The sequence below is a fragment of the Bradyrhizobium sp. 1(2017) genome (assembly GCF_011602485.2).
GTDB lineage: Bacteria > Pseudomonadota > Alphaproteobacteria > Rhizobiales > Xanthobacteraceae > Bradyrhizobium.
In genome coordinates this window covers 2,004,397-2,021,714 of the sequence record NZ_CP050022.2, presented here as the reverse complement: position 1 = coordinate 2,021,714, position 17,318 = coordinate 2,004,397, and the positions used below count along the sequence as shown (strand labels likewise).

At 64.4% G+C, this 17,318-nt stretch carries 15 protein-coding genes; 9 read left to right on the top strand and 6 right to left on the bottom strand.

What is annotated here, in order from left to right:
• Nucleotides 1-36 precede the first annotated feature (36 nt).
• From HAP40_RS09665 to pgm, 4 genes are all read right to left on the bottom strand, one after another.
• Entirely contained in the window at nucleotides 37-1,017 is a 981-nt protein-coding gene (locus tag HAP40_RS09665; protein ID WP_166818025.1) for a PDR/VanB family oxidoreductase, read from the bottom strand.
• A gap of 11 nt (nucleotides 1,018-1,028) precedes the next feature.
• Nucleotides 1,029-1,781: a GntR family transcriptional regulator gene (locus tag HAP40_RS09660; RefSeq protein ID WP_166818026.1), complete on the bottom strand. Its 753-nt coding sequence runs from the start codon at nucleotides 1,779-1,781 to the stop codon at nucleotides 1,029-1,031.
• Nucleotides 1,782-1,787: 6 nt separating this feature from the next.
• Nucleotides 1,788-2,837: an aromatic ring-hydroxylating dioxygenase subunit alpha gene (locus HAP40_RS09655; RefSeq protein ID WP_166818027.1), complete on the bottom strand. Its 1,050-nt coding sequence runs from the start codon at nucleotides 2,835-2,837 to the stop codon at nucleotides 1,788-1,790.
• A gap of 291 nt (nucleotides 2,838-3,128) precedes the next feature.
• Nucleotides 3,129-4,775, bottom strand: a complete 1,647-nt coding sequence (gene pgm, locus HAP40_RS09650; protein ID WP_166818028.1) for a phosphoglucomutase (alpha-D-glucose-1,6-bisphosphate-dependent) — start codon at nucleotides 4,773-4,775, stop codon at nucleotides 3,129-3,131.
• Nucleotides 4,776-4,887: 112 nt separating this feature from the next.
• Between pgm and HAP40_RS09645 the strand changes: the two genes are divergently transcribed.
• The 3 genes from HAP40_RS09645 to HAP40_RS09635 all read left to right on the top strand — a co-directional run bounded on the left by HAP40_RS09645 (nucleotide 4,888) and on the right by HAP40_RS09635 (nucleotide 7,177).
• Nucleotides 4,888-5,088, top strand: a complete 201-nt coding sequence (locus tag HAP40_RS09645; RefSeq protein ID WP_166818029.1) for a hypothetical protein — start codon at nucleotides 4,888-4,890, stop codon at nucleotides 5,086-5,088.
• 91 nt (nucleotides 5,089-5,179) lie between these two features.
• Complete coding sequence (locus HAP40_RS09640; RefSeq protein ID WP_166818030.1) at nucleotides 5,180-6,325, top strand: alpha/beta hydrolase family protein; 1,146 nt, start codon at nucleotides 5,180-5,182, stop codon at nucleotides 6,323-6,325.
• 84 nt (nucleotides 6,326-6,409) lie between these two features.
• Entirely contained in the window at nucleotides 6,410-7,177 is a 768-nt protein-coding gene (locus tag HAP40_RS09635; protein ID WP_414645379.1) for a transglycosylase SLT domain-containing protein, read from the top strand.
• Between the two features lie 68 nt (nucleotides 7,178-7,245).
• Here HAP40_RS09635 and HAP40_RS09630 read toward each other — a convergent pair whose 3' ends face one another.
• Nucleotides 7,246-8,061, bottom strand: a complete 816-nt coding sequence (locus tag HAP40_RS09630) for a response regulator transcription factor (RefSeq protein WP_166818032.1) — start codon at nucleotides 8,059-8,061, stop codon at nucleotides 7,246-7,248.
• 236 nt (nucleotides 8,062-8,297) lie between these two features.
• Here HAP40_RS09630 and HAP40_RS09625 point away from each other — a divergent pair, with 236 nt between their 5' ends.
• Nucleotides 8,298-9,146, top strand: coding sequence for an MBL fold metallo-hydrolase (locus HAP40_RS09625; protein ID WP_166818033.1), 849 nt, complete (start codon nucleotides 8,298-8,300; stop codon nucleotides 9,144-9,146).
• A gap of 8 nt (nucleotides 9,147-9,154) precedes the next feature.
• Here the strand turns inward: HAP40_RS09625 and HAP40_RS09620 are convergent, their stop codons facing one another.
• On the bottom strand, nucleotides 9,155-10,045 hold the full coding sequence (locus HAP40_RS09620; protein WP_166818034.1) for an aldose 1-epimerase family protein: 891 nt from the start codon (nucleotides 10,043-10,045) through the stop codon (nucleotides 9,155-9,157).
• 183 nt (nucleotides 10,046-10,228) lie between these two features.
• On the opposite strand from HAP40_RS09620, the gene HAP40_RS09615 reads away from it, so the two are divergent.
• The 5 genes from HAP40_RS09615 to HAP40_RS09595 all read left to right on the top strand — a co-directional run bounded on the left by HAP40_RS09615 (nucleotide 10,229) and on the right by HAP40_RS09595 (nucleotide 16,875).
• Nucleotides 10,229-11,332: a glycosyltransferase family 4 protein gene (locus HAP40_RS09615; protein WP_166819562.1), complete on the top strand. Its 1,104-nt coding sequence runs from the start codon at nucleotides 10,229-10,231 to the stop codon at nucleotides 11,330-11,332.
• Between the two features lie 255 nt (nucleotides 11,333-11,587).
• A complete protein-coding gene (locus HAP40_RS09610) occupies nucleotides 11,588-12,727 on the top strand; it encodes a glycosyltransferase (RefSeq protein WP_166818035.1) in 1,140 nt (379 codons plus the stop codon).
• A 274-nt stretch (nucleotides 12,728-13,001) separates the two neighbouring features.
• The gene (locus HAP40_RS09605; protein WP_246741138.1) at nucleotides 13,002-14,177 is read left to right on the top strand and encodes a cellulase family glycosylhydrolase; all 1,176 of its coding nucleotides are present in this window, start codon (nucleotides 13,002-13,004) and stop codon (nucleotides 14,175-14,177) included.
• Nucleotides 14,178-14,209: 32 nt separating this feature from the next.
• Nucleotides 14,210-15,487, top strand: a complete 1,278-nt coding sequence (locus tag HAP40_RS09600; RefSeq protein WP_166818037.1) for a glycosyltransferase family 4 protein — start codon at nucleotides 14,210-14,212, stop codon at nucleotides 15,485-15,487.
• Nucleotides 15,484-16,875 (top strand): hypothetical protein, encoded by a 1,392-nt coding sequence (locus tag HAP40_RS09595; protein WP_166818038.1) that lies wholly within the window; start codon nucleotides 15,484-15,486, stop codon nucleotides 16,873-16,875. The genes HAP40_RS09600 and HAP40_RS09595 overlap by 4 nt, the downstream gene beginning before the upstream one ends.
• Nucleotides 16,876-17,318: the final 443 nt, after the last annotated feature.

Genomic DNA, 17,318 nt, shown 5'->3' with positions numbered 1-17,318 from the left:
AGGTGCGCTCCCTCGCCGGTCCGGATTCGATCTCGATCAAATCGCATCCGCCCGCAGCAGCGTATCCACCGTGATGGTGCCGCGCGCGCGGGAGACGCAGGCGCAGATCTTCTGGTTGCTTCTCTTCTGGTGGTCGCTGAAGAAGACGTCGCGGTGGTCGATCTCGCCGTCGACTTTGACCACGTCGATGGCGCAAAGGCCGCATTCGCCGCGCTTGCAATCATACATCACGTCGTGGCCGCTGGCATTGAGCACATCCAGCATCGAGCGCTCGCGCGGGATTTCAAGCTCGACATTCGACCCCTTCAGACGCACCCGGAACGTCTCGGTCGGCAGCGTGCCACTGGAGCCGAACGTCTCGTAGCGCAGGTCGGGCAGCGGATGACCGGCGCCGATCCAGGCGTGGCGCGCGGCGTCGAGCATGCGCATCGGACCGCAGAACAGCGCGAGCGCGCCCCTGGGCACTGCGGCAAAGAGCGCATCGAGATCGACCCGATTGACTTCGTCGCCGGCATGGACGACGAGGCGATTGCCAAGCATCGCGGCGAGCTCGTCGAGATAGGCGGCCTCGCGACGCGAGCGCACGGCATAGTGCAGCGTGACGTCGACACCGCGGCGGGACAGCGCCTGCGCGGCACCGAGGATCGGCGTGATGCCGATGCCGCCGGCGATCAGGCAATAGCTTTCGCGGGCCCAGTCCACCGCGAGCAGCGATGCGGGCTGGGTGATGTCGAGCCGCGCGCTCGGCTTGAGCTGCCACATGTAGCGCGAGCCGCCGCGGGAATCCTCAGCGCGGCGCACCGCGATCCTGAATCCCTGCGACGAGGCCTCGCCAACCAGCGAGTAGGAGCGCGTCTCCGGCAAGCCGTCGATGGTGACGCTGACATTGATGTGGCTGCCGACCGGATAGGCCGCGCCGTCGAACTGGTCAGGCCGGATCAGGAATTCGCGGATGCCGGGGGCGAGGTCGCGGGTCGAGACCAGCGTTGCCGGAATCCAGGTTTCGATGAAGCGCATGGCGGCGGCCCTCAATCGGTTGTGGTCTTGATCAGCGCGAGCGCCGGCAAGAGGTCGAGATGGGTCCGGTTGCGCAGCGCAAGGCGCAGATTTCGCACGGCGAGCCGCGCATGCTCACGCATGATGGCTTCGGCGCGCGCACCCTCGCGGTTCTCGATGGCGTCGATCACGACGCGATGGTGCTCCTGGCCGATGATCAGGATCTGCTGCGCCTCGGGTAGCGCGGATTGCGCCATCACGAAGCCGCTTGGGGATGCGAACGGCAGCGCCGAGGCGCGGTCGATCTGCCGGATCAAAGGCGGACTGCGCGAAAGTTCAGTCAGCAGCGCGTGGAAGCGCGCATTCAGCGCGACGTAGGACGAGAACGCTTCGATCGAGATCGGCACCTGGCGCAGCAATTCATCGATCGCAGCCAAGCACTCCTTCAGCGGCTCGAGCTCGCGCGCGGAGACGCCACGCTCGGCGGCGAAACGTGCGGCGAGGCCCTCCAGCGTGCCGCGCAGCTCGATCGAATCGGAGATGTCGCGCTCCGAAAACGCCTTCACCATGAAGCCGCCGGAGGGTATCGCCTCCAGCAGCCCCTCCTCCTCCAGCCGCACCAGCGCCATGCGCACCGGCGTGCGCGAGGCGCCGGTCGTCTCCACCGCCTGGAGCTCGGAGATGCGCTCGCCAGGGCGCAAGGTGCCCGACAGGATCTGGTCGCGCAGCGCGAGCTGCGCCTTCACGGTCTGCGAGACGGAACGGTCGACCTCACGTTCGGCCATGTCCGCCTACTCCGCGGCCTGAAGGTGCTGCGGCGGATTTTCCTTCGCCACCATCTTGTCGATCAGCCTGCGCGTCCACATCGCACCGGCGTCGATGTTGAGGTTGTAGAAGATGCGGTCGGGGTTCTCGTCCATCGCGCGCTGCTGCGCTTCGAGGATCAGCTCGTCCTCGTGGAAGATGCCGGAGACGCCCTCGCGGATCTCGGTTGTGATGCGCTGCTCGCCGAGCTGATAGTTGCGCACGAAAGCCCAGAAATAGTGGCAGGTCTTCTCGGTCTCCGGCGTGATCGTGTTGAGCACGAAGCCGTTGACGCCGTGCGAGCGATCGCCCTCCGGCGCGCCGGTGCCGGTCGGCGCGACCCCGACGTCGATGGCGATGGTGCACGGGGCCTCGAAGCGGATGATCTGCCAGCGGTCGACGAGACCGGGCTTGCCGAGCTGCTTGGCCCAGAACGGGGGCGGCTCGATGCCGCGCATCCAGCGCGTCACGGTCACCGTCTTCTCGCCATGGGTGACGTCGAACGGCGCCTCGGCCACGGCATCGTTGCCGATGGAAGAGCCGTGCACGAAGGTCTCGTGGGTGAGGTCCATGAGATTGTCGAGCACGAGGCGATAGTCGCATTTGACGTGGATGGTCTTGCCGTCGCCGGCCCAGGCCGGGTCGTGATTCCAGTGCATGTCGGGGACGAGCGCGGGATCGGCCAGTGCGGGATCGCCCATCCAGAGCCAGATGTAACGGTGACGCTCGACCACGGGATAGGCGCGCACGCAGGCCGATGGATTGATGGTCTCCTGCGACGGCATGAAGGTGCAGCGGCCCTGTGCATTGTATTTCAGGCCGTGATAGCCGCAGACCACGGTGTCACCTTCGAGCCGGCCCTTGGACAAGGGCACCAGGCGATGCCAGCAGGCGTCCTCCAGCGCGGCCACAGAGCCATCGGCCTTGCGGTACATGACGATGTGCTTGCCGCAGATCGTCCGCGGCAGCAGCGCCGGCTTCACCTCGGCGTCCCAGGCGGCGGCGTACCAGGCATTCATGGGGAAGGGTTTTGTCACCGGCGATCTCCCGAGGCTTATGTATGCGCTTTGTATACAATACCGGAGGTGAGAAAGCATTCAAGTTCAAAAATGGCGTATTATATTACCTATGCTCGGGCGAATGTATACAAGCAGCAATCAGTGTCATTTCCCCGCGAAAGCGGGGAATCCAGTACTCCGCGGCGGTCAGTCGTCTGGAAAACTTCCGCCGCGGAGTACTGGATCGCCCGCCTGCGCGGGCGATGACACCGGAGGATACGGCGCCCCTCCCCGGGAGAGGCGTGAGAGCGACCCCGGCCTCGGTGTGTCCTAAGCCCCGAACACCCGCGCCAGCCCCGCCTTGGCTTCCTCCTGAATCCGCTTCAGGTGCTCGGTGCTACGAAAGCTTTCCGCATAGATCTTGTAGACGTCCTCGGTGCCTGACGGCCGTGCGGCAAACCAGCCGAAATCGGTCTCGACCTTGATGCCGCCGAAGGATTGGCCGTTGCCGGGCGCCTTGCTCAGCGTCGTGCGAACGGGATCGCCGGCGAGGTCCTTCAGCCCGAGTTGCTCGGGCGTGACCGATTTCAGGATGTTCTTTTGCGGCCCGGTCGCGGCAACGTCGATGCGCGCGTAATGGGGCACGCCGAACTCGGCTGTGAGATCATTGAAGAGCTGGCTGGGATCGCGGCCGGTCTTGGCCGTGATCTCGGCGGCGAGCAGGCCGAGGATGATTCCGTCCTTGTCCGTGGTCCACACCGTGCCGTCGCGGCGCAGGAACGAGGCGCCCGCGCTCTCCTCGCCGCCGAAACCGAAGGAGCCGCTGAGAAGGCCGTCGACGAACCATTTGAAGCCGACCGGCGTCTCGACCAGCTTGCGGCCGAGCTTCTTCGCGACACGGTCGATGATGGAGCTCGACACCACGGTCTTGCCGATCGCGGCGTCCCTGCCCCAGTTCGGGCGGTGCGCGAACAGGTAAGAGATCGCGGTCGCCAGATAATGGTTCGGATTCATCAGGCCGCCGGTGCGCGTCACGATGCCGTGGCGATCCGCATCGGTGTCGTTGGCGAAGGCGACGTCGAAGCGGTCGCGCATCGCGATCAGGCTCGCCATCGCGTAAGGCGAGGAGCAGTCCATGCGGATCTTGCCGTCCCAATCGACCGTCATGAAGCGGAAGGTCGGGTCGATCGCCTCGTTCACCACGGTGGCCTTCAGGCCGTAGCGCTCGATGATCGGATGCCAATAATGCACGGCGGCGCCGCCGAGCGGGTCGATGCCGATGTTGACGCCGGCGGATTTCACGAGGTCGAGGTCGACGACATTGCCGAGATCGGCGACGTAGGGCGTGATGAAGTCGTAGGCGTGGACGTTCGCGGATTTCTTCGCCCTGGCGTAGTCGATGCGCCTCACGCCCGTGAGCGCGTCGGCGAGATAAGCATTGGCGCGCTTCTCGATCACGGACGTCGCGTCGGTGTCGGCGGGGCCGCCATGCGGCGGATTGTATTTGTAACCGCCGTCCTCGGGGGGATTGTGCGATGGCGTGATGACGACGCCGTCGGCAAGGCCGCTCGTGCGCCCCTTGTTGTAGGTCAGGATCGCGTGCGAGATCACCGGCGTCGGCGTGTAGCCGCCGTCCTTGTCGATCATGATCTCGACGCCGTTGGCCGCGAATACTTCGACGGCGCTTGCGAGCGCGGGCTCGGCCAGCGCATGGGTGTCGATGCCGATGTATAGCGGGCCGGTCAGCCCCTTCTCTCGCCGGTAATCGCAAATGGCCTGCGTGGTCGCGAGGATGTGGCCTTCGTTGAAGGTGTTCTTGAACGAGGTGCCGCGATGACCCGAAGTGCCGAACGCCACCCGCTGCCCGGGGTCGGACACATCGGGCTTGCCGGCGAAATAGGCTGTCACCAGCCGCGGGATGTTGGTGAGCGCGTCCGGCGAGGCCTGCTTGCCCGCCGCGGGATGAACATCAGCCACTGAAGTACCTCGTCGTTGTCAAATTGAGGTCGTGCTGCACCATAGCATTGGGCTTTCACCCGCCAACCCATCCCGGCAACAAATGGCCGCATTTGGACGCCTGGATAGCGGCATGACCATTTTCGCAACGGCCCTGCTGCTCGCCAGTTCCTTGACTCTTGCGTCCCCGGCGCACGTCGAGCGAACCGACATCGAACTCAACCCCATGCTGCGCAACGCCGCCGTGGATCACGACCTCGCCAAGATCAAACGCCGGTTCGAACGCGAACTCCATGGCGACACGGCAAACTCCGGGGCGCCGGTCCAAAGGTGAAGGCGGCGGGACGACAAGTGGTTGTCGTTCCCGCGATGCTTTTTGCAGGATCATGCTATCCTGGAGGCATTCCGGCCATTCGAATCGTGTCATGGCGCCTTCGTGCAAGCTGTTGCATCTGCTGACCATCTGGCTTGTGCTGGCGAGCGCGCCGTCCCGTGCCGTGGCCGCGGAATTCTACACCGAGGACATTCGCATCCCCATGGCGGAGGCCGGGCCGCAGGGGCTGGAGGCGTTCCTGGTGCGGCCGGCGGGGCCGAAGCGCTATCCGCTCGCGCTGCTCAGCCACGGCACACCGCGCAGCTTCGACGACCGCGCGGCCATGTCGGCGCACAAATATTACGGCATCGCGCTCGAATATGCCCGGCGCGGCTTTGCGGCGCTGGTCGTGATGCGGCGCGGCTACGGCACCTCGCCGGGCGGGCGGATCGACAGCCTCGGCGGTTGTGCGAAGGCTGCCTACCTGCCGGCAACCGCAATCGCAGTCGCCGATTTGCGTGCCGCGATCGACGCGATGGCGCGCCGGCCTGACGTCACGACGACGGGCATGATCGCGGCCGGCCATTCCGCCGGCGGGCTGGCCACCGTCGCGCTCGCTGCGCAGGCGCCGCCCGGCCTGGTCGCCGCGATCAGCTTTGCCGGCGGCCGCGGCTCGCGGGAGGACGACGACGTCTGCAATCCGGATGGGCTGGTGCAGGCCTTCGCCACCTTCGGCAGGACCTCGCGCGTGCCGATGCTGTGGGTCTATGCCAGCAACGATTCGTATTTCGACCTCGCTCTCGCGCGCCGCCTGCATGACGGGTTTCGCACCAATGGCGGTAATGCGACGTTCATCGCGGCGCCGCCTTACGGCGAGGACGGCCATTATCTCTATTCGGTCGCCGGCCGTCCGCAATGGACGCCCTATGTCGACGCCTTCCTGCGCGAGCGCGGCCTGGTCGGCCGCGACATCCTGGGCCCGCCCGATCCCCTGCCGCCGCCGCGCCAGCTGAACGAGGCCGCGCGCGCCGAGTTCGCGCGCTATCTCGCCAGCATGCTGCCGCACAAGGCGTTTGCCGTGTCGCCGAACGGCGGTTACGGCTGGCGTGCGGGCCGCGCGACCGTCGATGACGCCCAGCGCGATTCACTTGGCGCCTGCATGAAATGGTCCCCCACCTGCACGCTCTATGCGGTCGACGACCGGCTGGCCGGGCCCACGCAGGGACCTGCGAAGGACCAGAGCGCCCGCGCGCGATAGCCGCGCCGAAAGGCCGGTTTGTTAACTCCAAAGCTCTATCAGAGGCCCATGCCGGGGGATCGGACACGTTTCAATCTGAATGCGATGTGGAGACGATTGGCGCTCGCCGCGCTTTTGTCCGTCCCGATCTGTGCGCACGCCAGGGACAATGGCCCGGACGAGCCGCGCACGACGGCGACGCTCGCCGATGGCGCGAGCGAGCTCGGCGCCGGAGAAACGCCGGCTTCCCGCGCCGCGATCCGGAAAATCATCGAGCGGGAGACCGCAAGCACCAACCTGCCTGCCGATATCGCCGAAGCGGTCGTCTTCGTCGAAAGCGGCTACAACCCGGGCGTGATCGGCAGCGTCGGCGAAATCGGGCTGATGCAGGTGCGGCCCGAGACCGCGGCCATGCTGGGATTCCGCGGAAGCAATGCGGAGCTGGCAGAGCCCGATATCAACATCCATTACGGGGTGCTTTATCTCAGTCGCGCTTGGCGTCTCACGGGCGGGGACCTCTGTCGCGCTCTGATGAAATACCGGGCCGGTCACGGCGAGGAAGCGATGACGCCGCGGTCGCAAGTCTATTGCAACCGGGCCCGTAACCGTCTTCTCGCGATGAATTCGAAGGCCCTGGATGCCGAGGTCGCGGCCGCTCCGGATCCGGCGCCCGGGTCAAAGCCCGCAGCTCCTGCGGCACCGGAAAGAGCTGCGAGCGCCCCGCAGATCTCGACGCCGCCCAAGGCCGTTTATGCCCGCTATCGCCAGGGGACCGCCGCCGCGAGCCGCGCCTATTGGGCGGCCCATGAGGCTCGCATCAGCCAGATCAAGGCGCGCATCAAAGCCAGGTGGAAGCGCGTCGCATCGCGGTGACGGCGATACCGCTATCGTTTCAGCATGATCTCTTCGGAAGACCGCTGAACATTTTTCCGGATCAGACTCTAGAGCCGCTCGCTGAGCGCGAGCTTGTAACCAACGCCGGCGACCGTCGCGATCACGGGCGTGCCGCTGCCGACGAGCTTGCGGCGCAGCCGCGCCACCAGCGCATCGACCGTGCGGATGTCGACCTCGGCCTGGCGGTTGCTGACCACTTCGATCAGATAGTCGCGGCTGAGCGGCCTGCCGTCGGCGCCGACCAGCGCGGCCAGCAGATCGAATTCGGCACGGGTCAAGGCCACCGGCTTGCCGTCGCTGCCGAGCAGCTCGCGCCGGGTCAGGTCGATGATCCAGTCGCCGAAGGCGATCGAATTGTGGTTGCGCGCCGCCTTGCGGTCGATCGAGCGCCGCCGCAGCACGCTGCGCGCACGCGCGAGCAGGTCGCGCAGATTGATCGGCTTGGTGACGTAGTGGTCACCGGCGATCTCGAGGCCGAGGATGCGATCGACGTCGGTGTCGCGACGCGTCACGAAGATGATGCCGGCGTTGCTGGTCGCCTGGATCTCCTTGGCGAGTTCGAAACCGTCGCCGTCCGGCAGCTGCACGTCGAGAAAGACGAGGTCGGTGCGCGCGCGCAGCGCCTGGCGGCATTCCGCGCAGGAGCCGGCCCCGACCACGTCGAAATTGTTCTCGTTGAAATAGCCGACCAGCATCGTCCGCGTCACCGGATCGTCTTCGACAACGATCAGCCGCTCGCGGCCGCTAGGACGCAACTCCTGACGTGCGGAATCAGCCACGATCTTGGATGCCCCATGTGCCTGTGGCTCTGCCTGAAAATTCAGGTCGTCGCGCAACGCGCCGCCATGTGAACGACCATTCACGACCTGTTCGAGCCCCCGAAATTACCCACCGCGATACTAGGCGTGTTGTGATGCCCAAACAATAATGCTCATGAACTTGACGCATTAAGTATGAATTGCCCCACAATTCTCATCCGGCGCACCATCGCGCCGGCAGGGCTTCCTAGTTCGGAAAAATCGATCCCGTCTCGTGCGGTTGCTCCGCCGCGCGCTTCGCATCTACTGTGCGTCCGAATCCAGCACCCGGAGGCCGCGTCATGGAGGTCATATTGCTCGGCACCGGCGGCCCACGCCCGGATCCGCGCCGGATGGCGACGACCACGCTCATCAGGCTTGGCGGCGAGAACATCCTGATCGACGCAGGGCGCGGCGTCATGGTGCAGCTCAGCAACGCCGGCGTGCCGCTCGGCGCCATCAATACGGTCTTTCTCACCCATCACCATTTCGACCACATCGGCGACCTCTACGACGTGATGCTGAATTCATGGATGCATGGGCGCAAGGACGAGCTGCGCATCTATGGTCCGCCGGATACCGAACGGCTGGTCAATACCCTGATCACACAGGTCTACGACAAGGACATCACCTGGCGGGATCGAGGCGAGCCGAGCTTCGGCGGCTGGAAACCGGTCGTCGCAACGGACATCGTGCCGGGCCCCGTGCTCGATACGGGGCGCTGGAAAATCAGCGCCGAGCTCGTCTCGCATGGCGACGGCCTCGACATGCCGCCGGCCTTCCTCCAGCGCTGGATGTGCCTCGGCTACCGCTTCGAGGCGGACGGCAAGGTCATTGCGATTTCAGGCGACACGGTCCCCTGCCCCGGTCTCGAGCGGCTGGCCGAGGGCGCCGACCTGCTCGTCCAGTGCTGCTTCCTCGCAACGCCCGAGATCAACAATGAGCACCTCCGCCGCCTTGCGAAATTCACGATCGCCTGCGGCGACACGGTCGGCAAGATCGCGGCCAAGGCTGGGGTCAAGAAGCTCGCACTGACCCATCACCGTCCGCGCACCGACGATGCCATGCTGAGCGCGCTGCTTGACGATGTCAGACAGGATTATGCAGGACCGGTCGTGCTCGGCGAGGACCTCACGCGCATCGAGGTCTGACGGCGATCTCAGGACGAGCCGACTTCGATTCGGAACGACAAGCGTTCTTCCGCACCCGGTGCGATATGCATCAGGCCCGGCTTGTCGGCGAACTCACCTTCGAAACCGGCAGGACTGGCATAGCCGCGCCAGGGCTCGATGCAGAGGAAGGGCGCGCCCGCCGGTTTCGACCAGACGCCGAGCTCGCGAAAGCCGCGCCAGGACATTTTCAGCCAGGGCCCAGCCGATGCGCCCTGTCCCGCAGCGTAGCGAACCGAATCGCTGTCGATCCGGTCGAAGATGATGGCGTCATCGACGAACAGGGATTCGGACAAGGGAAGCACCGTGCCCCTGACGGGTCCAGGCTCTGCGGCGGCGCGCAGCAATCCGCCATCGAGACGGCGGACCGGAGACAATTCCGCATGCGCAAAAGACAGGGCGTAGCTCTCTTTCGCCAACCCGGATCGGAGCGGCCAATTGAAGGCGGGATGGCCACCGATCGAAGCCGGCAAGGTCTCCTTGCCGGTGTTGGCGATGATGAGCGTCAGCTCAAGACCGGACTCATCGAGGGCAAAGGCCGCCGTGAGCCGGAACGCGAACGGATAGAGCGTGCGCGTCGCCTCGCTGTCCTCGAGCACCAGCGTGCAGCTTCTCTCGGCCCGCTCCCCCCACGCAAAGCGGCTGTCGCGCGCAAAGCCGTGCTGGGTCATCCGATACGTCTTGCCCCGGTGCCGCAATTCGTCATTGGCGAGGCGCCCGACGATCGGAAACAGCAGCGGCGCACGGCGCGGCCATTCCGGCCCGGCCTGCCAGAGGTATTCGATGCCGTCCCCGTCCCTCAGCGAGCACAGCTCGGCGCCGTGCGCCTTGACGGCCGCGGTGAGAGCACCGCTGCGAAGGGTATAGGTGTCATCGCTCATGCGCGACATCTACACCGCGACCCCAGACGCAGCAAGGCGGCGCCCAGCCATGCATGCGGAGCGCCAACCTCTGCAGAGCTGCGTCATATTTCTGTACCTAAGGGTTGCTCCTTTGCGCTGTGCGTCCATCGCCCGCGTCGGGCAGGGCCCGTCCTGACTCCGATCAACCAACGTGGTAGCCAATTGAAATTCTTCATCAACGGCCGCTTTCTGTCGCAAAAGCTCACCGGCGTTCAGCGTTATGCCGCTGAAATCGTCAAGGCGATCGACGCGCAGCTGTCGTCGGAGCAGACTCCCGCCGCGCTGCGGAGCGCGGACTGGCAGTTGCTGACGCCCGTGGATGCAAGCGAGGAGCTTCACCTCGAACGAATCAAGATTCGGACCGTCGGCCGCTTGCGCGGGCACGCCTGGGATCAAATCGAGCTGGCGCGCGCCGCTGCGGGAGGCCGCTTGATCAGTCTTGCCAATTCCGGCCCCGTGTTCCATCGCGACCACATTGTCGTGATCCACGACGCACAGGTGTTTCGTAGGCCGGACTTCTTCAACTGGCGCTATCTGGCAGTTCACCGGACCATGGGCCGGTTGCTCGCCCGGCACGCAAGCATCGCAACCGTCTCAGCTTTTTCGCGCAAAGAACTCGCCGAGGTGCTGAATTTGTCGCCAGCGGGGATCCCGGTCTTGCCCAACAGCGCAGAGCACTTCGCCAAGACGAAGTCCGATCCCGGCATCATTGCCAAACTAGGCCTTCAGCCGCAGAAATTCTTTCTCTATGTGGGCTCGCGGACCAAGAACAAGAATCTCTCCGTCGCAATCCGTGCCGTCCAGCTGCTCGACCGCCCTGACGTTCCCCTGGTCATCGTCGGCGGCGACAACAGCAAGGTATTCCAAGACAATTCGGGCGAAGGCGCCGCCGGCCTGCTACTGGCCGGACGCCTGACGGACAGCGAGATCGCAGCGCTCTATGCGCATGCATCGGCGTTCGTGTTTCCCTCGCTCTACGAGGGCTTTGGCGTGCCGCCGCTCGAAGCCATGATCTTCGGCTGTCCGGTCATCGCCTCGACCGCCGATGCGGTCGTTGAGACCTGCGGTGATGCGGCTGCGTATTTTCGCGCCAGCGACGCCGAAGCGCTGAAGCAGCTCATGCTCGAAAGATTGGCAGCGGGCGCTATCTCTGATCAGGAACGCATGAGACAGCAGGATCGCGTTGCATTCTATTCGTGGAAGAGATCGGCAAAAGCTCTGCTCGATCACCTTGCAGGGCCGGCTAACGTCGCCAGCGCTGCTTGAAATTTCACGCAACTCGCCTGTCGCGCGCAATGGTTCCTGCACAAACCTTTTGCAACCTGCCGCCTGATGCCTGGTTCCATGAAAATTCTTTTGTTTTTATAACGATCGCACGCGCGCGAATGATCATGGCGCAACATCACCACATCGCTGCCCCATTATCGCTACGTATTCGAGGAACTGTATTTCGCACTAGCGAACTCGTAACAGGGATACACGATGTCCGGCTCTCCTGGGCGGCTCTACGGAAGGCAAACGATGAAAGTGCTGCACATCGCCGAGACGATTCGTGGCGGGATTGCGAGCTACCTGAATGAGCTGCATCCACAGCAGGAGGCGAGCTTCGGCGCCGAGAACGTGCACTATGTCGTGCCTTCGGACCATCGCCGCGACCTCGGCGCGGTCGATGACAGCCAGATCACAACGTTCGAACGATCGGGCCGCAGCGTCTCCGGGCTATTCCAGATGTTTCGCGCGAGCATGCAGGCGCTGGACGCCTTCAAGCCGGACGTGGTGCATCTGCATTCCTCGTTTGCCGGCCTCGTGCTGCGCCCGGCGCTGGCGGCCCGCTCGAATGGTCCGAGCGTCGTCTATTGTCCACATGGCTGGGCGTTCTCGCGCGAGACCGGCCGCCTCAGCCATCTCGTGACGAAAGCGGCGGAAAATCTCCTTGCACGGACGTCGGACCGAATCATCTGCATCTCCGGCGACGAATTCAACGAGGCGGTGCGCGCCGGAATTCCGGCCGAGCGCCTCACTCTTGTCCACAACGGCATCTCGAAGAGCCGGACGCCGCAACCCGTCGCGGCTGACTGGACGTCCAAGAAGATCAAGGTCCTGTTCATCGGACGGTTGGACCGGCAGAAGGGCTTCGACCTCCTGATCGAAGCGGCGCGCACGCTCGAGGATGTCTTGGACATCCGCATGATCGGCGCCTCCGTCGTCAACAAATACGAAGGTCCGGCCGTCCCGTCCAACGTCTCCCTGCTGGGCTGGCTCGACCGCCCGACCATCGAAACCCAACTCGAGGCCGCCGATCTCGTCGTGATCCCGTCACGATGGGAAGCCTTCGGCCTCGTTGCCCTGGAAGCGATGCGCGCGGCCAAACCCATCCTGGCGTTCCGCAGCGGCGCATTGCCCGAGATCGTCGTCGATGGCGTGACCGGCGTGCTTTGCGAGCCCGTCGCGGTCCAGCCGCTCGTCGACGGTTTCCGGCGAGCGCTCGACCTTGATCTCAAGGTGCTGGGGCAGCGCGGCTACGACCGGTTCAAGCAGTTTTATGACGTTCAGAAGACGCATGGGCAATTGCAGCAGGTCTATGCCGAGTTGCTCCAGGACGATCGGACCCCGGTCGAAGCGAAGACGGGGCTGCAGTCGGATCTGTCCAAGAATTTCTGATGACTGGACGGCTCAACGTGCACGCTTGCCCTCGCAGATGCAGGAGATCGCGATGGCGATGTCATGGACCGGATTGGGTGTCACCGCGAACGCAGCGCTCGCGAGCATGATCTAGCCCATGACATCCTCACGCACCTTGGTTCGCGGCAGCCTCCGCCTCGCGAGCCTCATCGCATCCATACTCTTGCCGGCCTCCGTCTGCGCACAGCAGGCCCAACCGCTCGATGCCCGATTCCTGCTGGGGGTTGGCACGCATCAGGGGCTGGGAGGCCCGGTGAGCGCGCGCGGATACGTGCCTTCGGAGAACGTCGCCCAGATCAAGCAGCTCGGCTTCAACGCCTTCCGCGACGATTTTCCCTGGTCCGATTTCGAGGTGGGTGGACGCCGGATGGGCTTCACGCCCAGGCTCGGCAGGCTCGAAGCGCAAGTCAGGTCCGGCGTCGCACGTCCCCTCCTGATCCTCGCCTTTGGCCATCATCTCGTTCCGAATTCCACGCCGCCGACAACCGATGAGGCGCGGCAGCGCTTCGCCGATTATGCCGCCGCGGCGGCACAATCGGTCGTGCCGCAGCATCCGATCTTCGAGCTCTGGAACGAATGGAATCTGGCGGCGAAGAAGGATGCCGCGTTCTCGCCGGAAAACTATCTGGCGCTTGCCAAGGTTGCACGACCGGCGGTGAAGCGGGTGGCGCCGAATGCGCCTTTCCTGGTCGGAGCGCTCGGCGACGATCCAGGCTGGACATGGACTGAGAAGATGCTGCGGTCCGGCATTCTTCAATATGCGGACGGCGCTTCGATCCACCTCTACAATTTCTGCATGGGCCCGAGCAAACGCACCTCGGCCGAGATCATCGACAGGCTGACGGCGTTTCACCGCCTCGTGGGCCAGGCGAGCGGAAACCCCGACTACCCGATCTATGTGACCGAGACCGGCTGGACCACGGCCACCAACAAGTGCGGCGTCAACGAACAGGCCCAGGCCGACAATACGGCGCAACTGATCCTGTGGGCGTCGACCGCGGCGCGCTGGCTCAAGGGAATGTGGCTCTACGAGCTGAAGGACAGTGGAAAGAACCCAACGGAGCTGGAGGACAATTTCGGACTCTATCGTTTCGACAATGCGCCGAAGCCGGTCGCCTGTGCGGCTCAGGACGCCTGGGCTTTCATTCGCTCCAGCCTGAGCGCCGAACGGCGAGAGCTAGCCAGCGGCGTCGTGTCGATCAATGCATCGACGGCCTCCGGCGGCAGAGTTGCGGTCTGGTCGGAGGCACCGGACCGACGCTACGAAATCCGGCTCAAGGGCGATCAGCAAGGCACGAGCTTTGCAATGCCGTGCGACCAAACGGCAAAGCCCGCGTCGGGGGTCTGGATCCCCGTCTCAAGCACGCCGGTTCTGATTGCAGCCAATGACAGTGCCGTTCCCGCCCTCGAGATAAGGCCGGCGCGGTAGACGCAATTTTTTGCAGACATGAGGTTGATGCGATGAAAGTTCTTTTGACGTCCACGCTTTATCCGACGCCTCAGGCCCCAAAGATCGTCGGCGGCGCAGAGGTCTTCGCGCGGCGCTTTGCCGAAGGCCTGGCGCAGCGCGGTGATGAGGTGGAAGTGATCCGGGCCGCATCCTCGCCCGGACAGGCGCGCGAAAGCTGCAACGGCATCAACGTCTATTCCGCGCCGGTGCAGAACATCTACGTGCCTTTCACGGAGCAGAAGAACGTCGGCTTGCGCAGCATCTGGCACGCCATCGACGACTGGCAGATGCAGGCCCCCTTGATCGCCGAGCGAATCAGGGCTTTCAAGCCGGACGTATTGCACTCCAACAACCTGTCGGGCCTCACCACCGCGATCTGGCGCGTCGCCGCCCAGCTCGGCGTCCCCGTGCTGCATACGCTTCACGACTATTATCTGACCTGTCCGCGATGCTCCCGTTTCGACAAGGGACGGTCCTGCGAGCACACCTGCACGAGCTGCGGAATCCTGAGCTTTCATCGCAAGCGTGCCACGCATTGGCTCAGCGCCGTGGTCGGCGTGAGCGAGCGCGTGCTGTCCATTCATACCGACATGGGCATGTTCGCGGAGACGCCGATCCGTACCGTGATCCGCAACGCCTCGACCGAGCCGCCGCGTGAACCCTATCCCCGCGCGGTCTGCACCACGGAGGTGACGTTCGGATTCATCGGCCGCCTCACCGAAGAAAAGGGCATCGACAATCTGATGCGAGCCCTTGCCATGATGCCCCGTGATCGTATCCGGATGATGATCGCAGGTCGCGTCAGCGACGAGGAGCAGCGGCGCCTGAGGGCGCTCGCTCCGGATGCGCGGATTGAGTTCATGGGCTTTGTGTCGCCGGATGATTTCTACAAGCAGGTCGACGTGGTGATCGCCCCCTCGATCTGGCACGACCCAGGTCCGCTCGTCGTCGCCGATGCCAAGGCGGCCGGCAGGCCGCTGCTCGGAACGCGCTTTGGTGGAATGCCCGAGGTCATCAAGCACGGCGTGACCGGCTGGCTGACCGAAGCCGATCCGGAATCTTTGGCGGAGAGCATGCTCGCCGTCGCGTCGGATCCGTACAAGATCGACGAGATCAGCCGGCGCCTCATCGCCGATACCAACAAGTGGATCTTTTCCGACGTGCTGTCTTCGTACAAGAACCTGTATGAACAATTGCGCGAGCAGCGGATGTCGCACGTGCGCGCAGCAACGAATGAAGCGTCACAAGGACGGGCCGTCGTCCGCAAGGAGCGCCTCATTCCGCGATGACACGCCTCTTCGCCATGGCGGGCTACGTCTATCAGAGCGCCGCGGCGATCATCCTGATCTTCGCGATCAGTCATCTGCTGCCCGCGGCCGACTACACCAGCTTTTCCCTCGCGCTGGCCTCGAGCCAACTGCTCTGCGTCCTGATGTTCGAGTGGCTGCAACTCGCCGGACTGCGTTTTCTGGCCGCAGCCGGGGAGGATGAGGCGGCTCGGCTGAGATGGTCGCTCTTTGGAGCGGGCCTCGCGAGTGCGGGCGCGCTCGTCGTGGTCGGAAGCGGCGCATCCCTGGTCAGCGCGTTCCCGGCAGCAATCATCGCGCTCGGCCTCGGCATATCCGTGCTGCAGGGGTTGACGGATCTGTATTTTCTGTCGATCCGCCTGTCCGACCGGCTGGGCGTCTCGTCTTCTCTTCTGGCGCTGCGTGCCACCGCGCTGCTGGCCGGGGCCGTCATGGGAGGAGCGATTTCAGGAACGGCTGAAGCCGTGCTGCTGGGGATCGCGTCCGGTCACATGCTGGGGCTCGTCGCCGGCCTCATCGCATACCGCACGCCGCTGGAGCGCGCTTCGCTGCAGACGATGCTCGCCGACTGGAAGACCTTCGCCCGCTACGGCATGCTCGCGGCGGGCGCTTCCGTCATCCATCTGTCGGTGCCGGTTCTGCTCCGCTTCATCATCATCGGTCGGCTGGGCGCGACCGGAGCAGGTGCCGGATTTTCGATCGCGCTCGACCTGCTGCAACGACCGTTCTGGGTCCTCAACGCAGCGATCCACACCGTGAGCTATCCCGAAGTGGTCAAGGACTTCGAGCGGGGGACCGTCGTGAAGTCGATTCAATCGGCGCGGCGGATGTTCGAGTTCATGATCTGCACGACCCTCGTGCTGCTCGGCGGGCTGATCGGCTTCATTCCGGATGCTGCTCGTATCCTGGTGCCGCAAGAGAGCCTTGACGGATTCCTGGCGACGGCACCCACGGTGGCCGCCTTCTATTTCCTGCACACACATCTCCAGGCCACCATCGCAGTCGTTCCGCACCTGGAGAAGCTCGCGACCCGGCTCGTGGTGGTTGCGGCCGGTCAGCTCGCGATCGTCGCAGCCGCCGCGCTGGCCGCGGTATCGGCCGGCCTGTCGCCACGACAGGCTGTCGGCTGCGCTTCGCTCGCAACGCTCGCAACGATCCTGGTCGCGCTCGGTCCCACCCTGCGCTTCGAGGCATTCCCGCGCTGGTCACTGGTCGCGCAGGCGCTGGTGGCCGCGATCCTGATCGGATCCCTCGGCACGATGCCGACCGAGCCCGCGGCGTGGCTCGCCGGCAAGATCGTGATCGCCGCGATCGCAACGGCGATCGTCGGATGGCGCGGAGATTTTCTGATGCTGGCCCGCCGCGGCTAAATCGTCGCACCCGGCGTCATCAAATCGCATCGCGCGCCGGACTGAGCCGTCGGACGACGGGCTGATCAGTCTCTGCACGAACCGTTGCGCCATCGAATCACATATCCGGGAAATTACGGATACAACCTTTACGGTTATAGTTAGCAGAATACGCGCCTACAAAAGAGGCACCTACGGAGGCGCTCTGCGCTCGATTGCATGAGGCAAGGGAGAGGATCATGCGATTGTCACACGCGCATCAATCGAATTCCCGCAAGCTGCGCATCAATTCAGCAGTGCAAATCGCGAAAATCTTGAAAGCGCCTTTCTCACGCCATCCTGCACCGGCATCGCATGCATATTCTGCTGCGACTCGAGTCGAGCTGTTCCTGCGCAAGGAACCGCATTTCACTCGCGATTTGTAGCATCGATTTTTATCTGAAATTCACACTCGACAGAGAAGC

Bases quoted from the DNA above. Each gene is read 5' to 3' on its own strand.
- HAP40_RS09635 (WP_414645379.1), top strand. From the start codon at position 6,410: ATGTGGAGACGATTGGCGCTCGCCGCGCTTTTGTCCGTCCCGATCTGT.
- HAP40_RS09625 (WP_166818033.1), top strand. From the start codon at position 8,298: ATGGAGGTCATATTGCTCGGCACCGGCGGCCCACGCCCGGATCCGCGC.
- HAP40_RS09610 (WP_166818035.1), top strand. From the start codon at position 11,588: ATGAAAGTGCTGCACATCGCCGAGACGATTCGTGGCGGGATTGCGAGC.
- HAP40_RS09620 (WP_166818034.1), bottom strand. From the start codon at position 10,045: ATGAGCGATGACACCTATACCCTTCGCAGCGGTGCTCTCACCGCGGCC.
- HAP40_RS09660 (WP_166818026.1), bottom strand. From the start codon at position 1,781: ATGGCCGAACGTGAGGTCGACCGTTCCGTCTCGCAGACCGTGAAGGCG.
- HAP40_RS09665 (WP_166818025.1), bottom strand. From the start codon at position 1,017: ATGCGCTTCATCGAAACCTGGATTCCGGCAACGCTGGTCTCGACCCGC.
- HAP40_RS09645 (WP_166818029.1), top strand. From the start codon at position 4,888: ATGACCATTTTCGCAACGGCCCTGCTGCTCGCCAGTTCCTTGACTCTT.
- HAP40_RS09640 (WP_166818030.1), top strand. From the start codon at position 5,180: ATGGCGCCTTCGTGCAAGCTGTTGCATCTGCTGACCATCTGGCTTGTG.
- HAP40_RS09595 (WP_166818038.1), top strand. From the start codon at position 15,484: ATGACACGCCTCTTCGCCATGGCGGGCTACGTCTATCAGAGCGCCGCG.
- HAP40_RS09600 (WP_166818037.1), top strand. From the start codon at position 14,210: ATGAAAGTTCTTTTGACGTCCACGCTTTATCCGACGCCTCAGGCCCCA.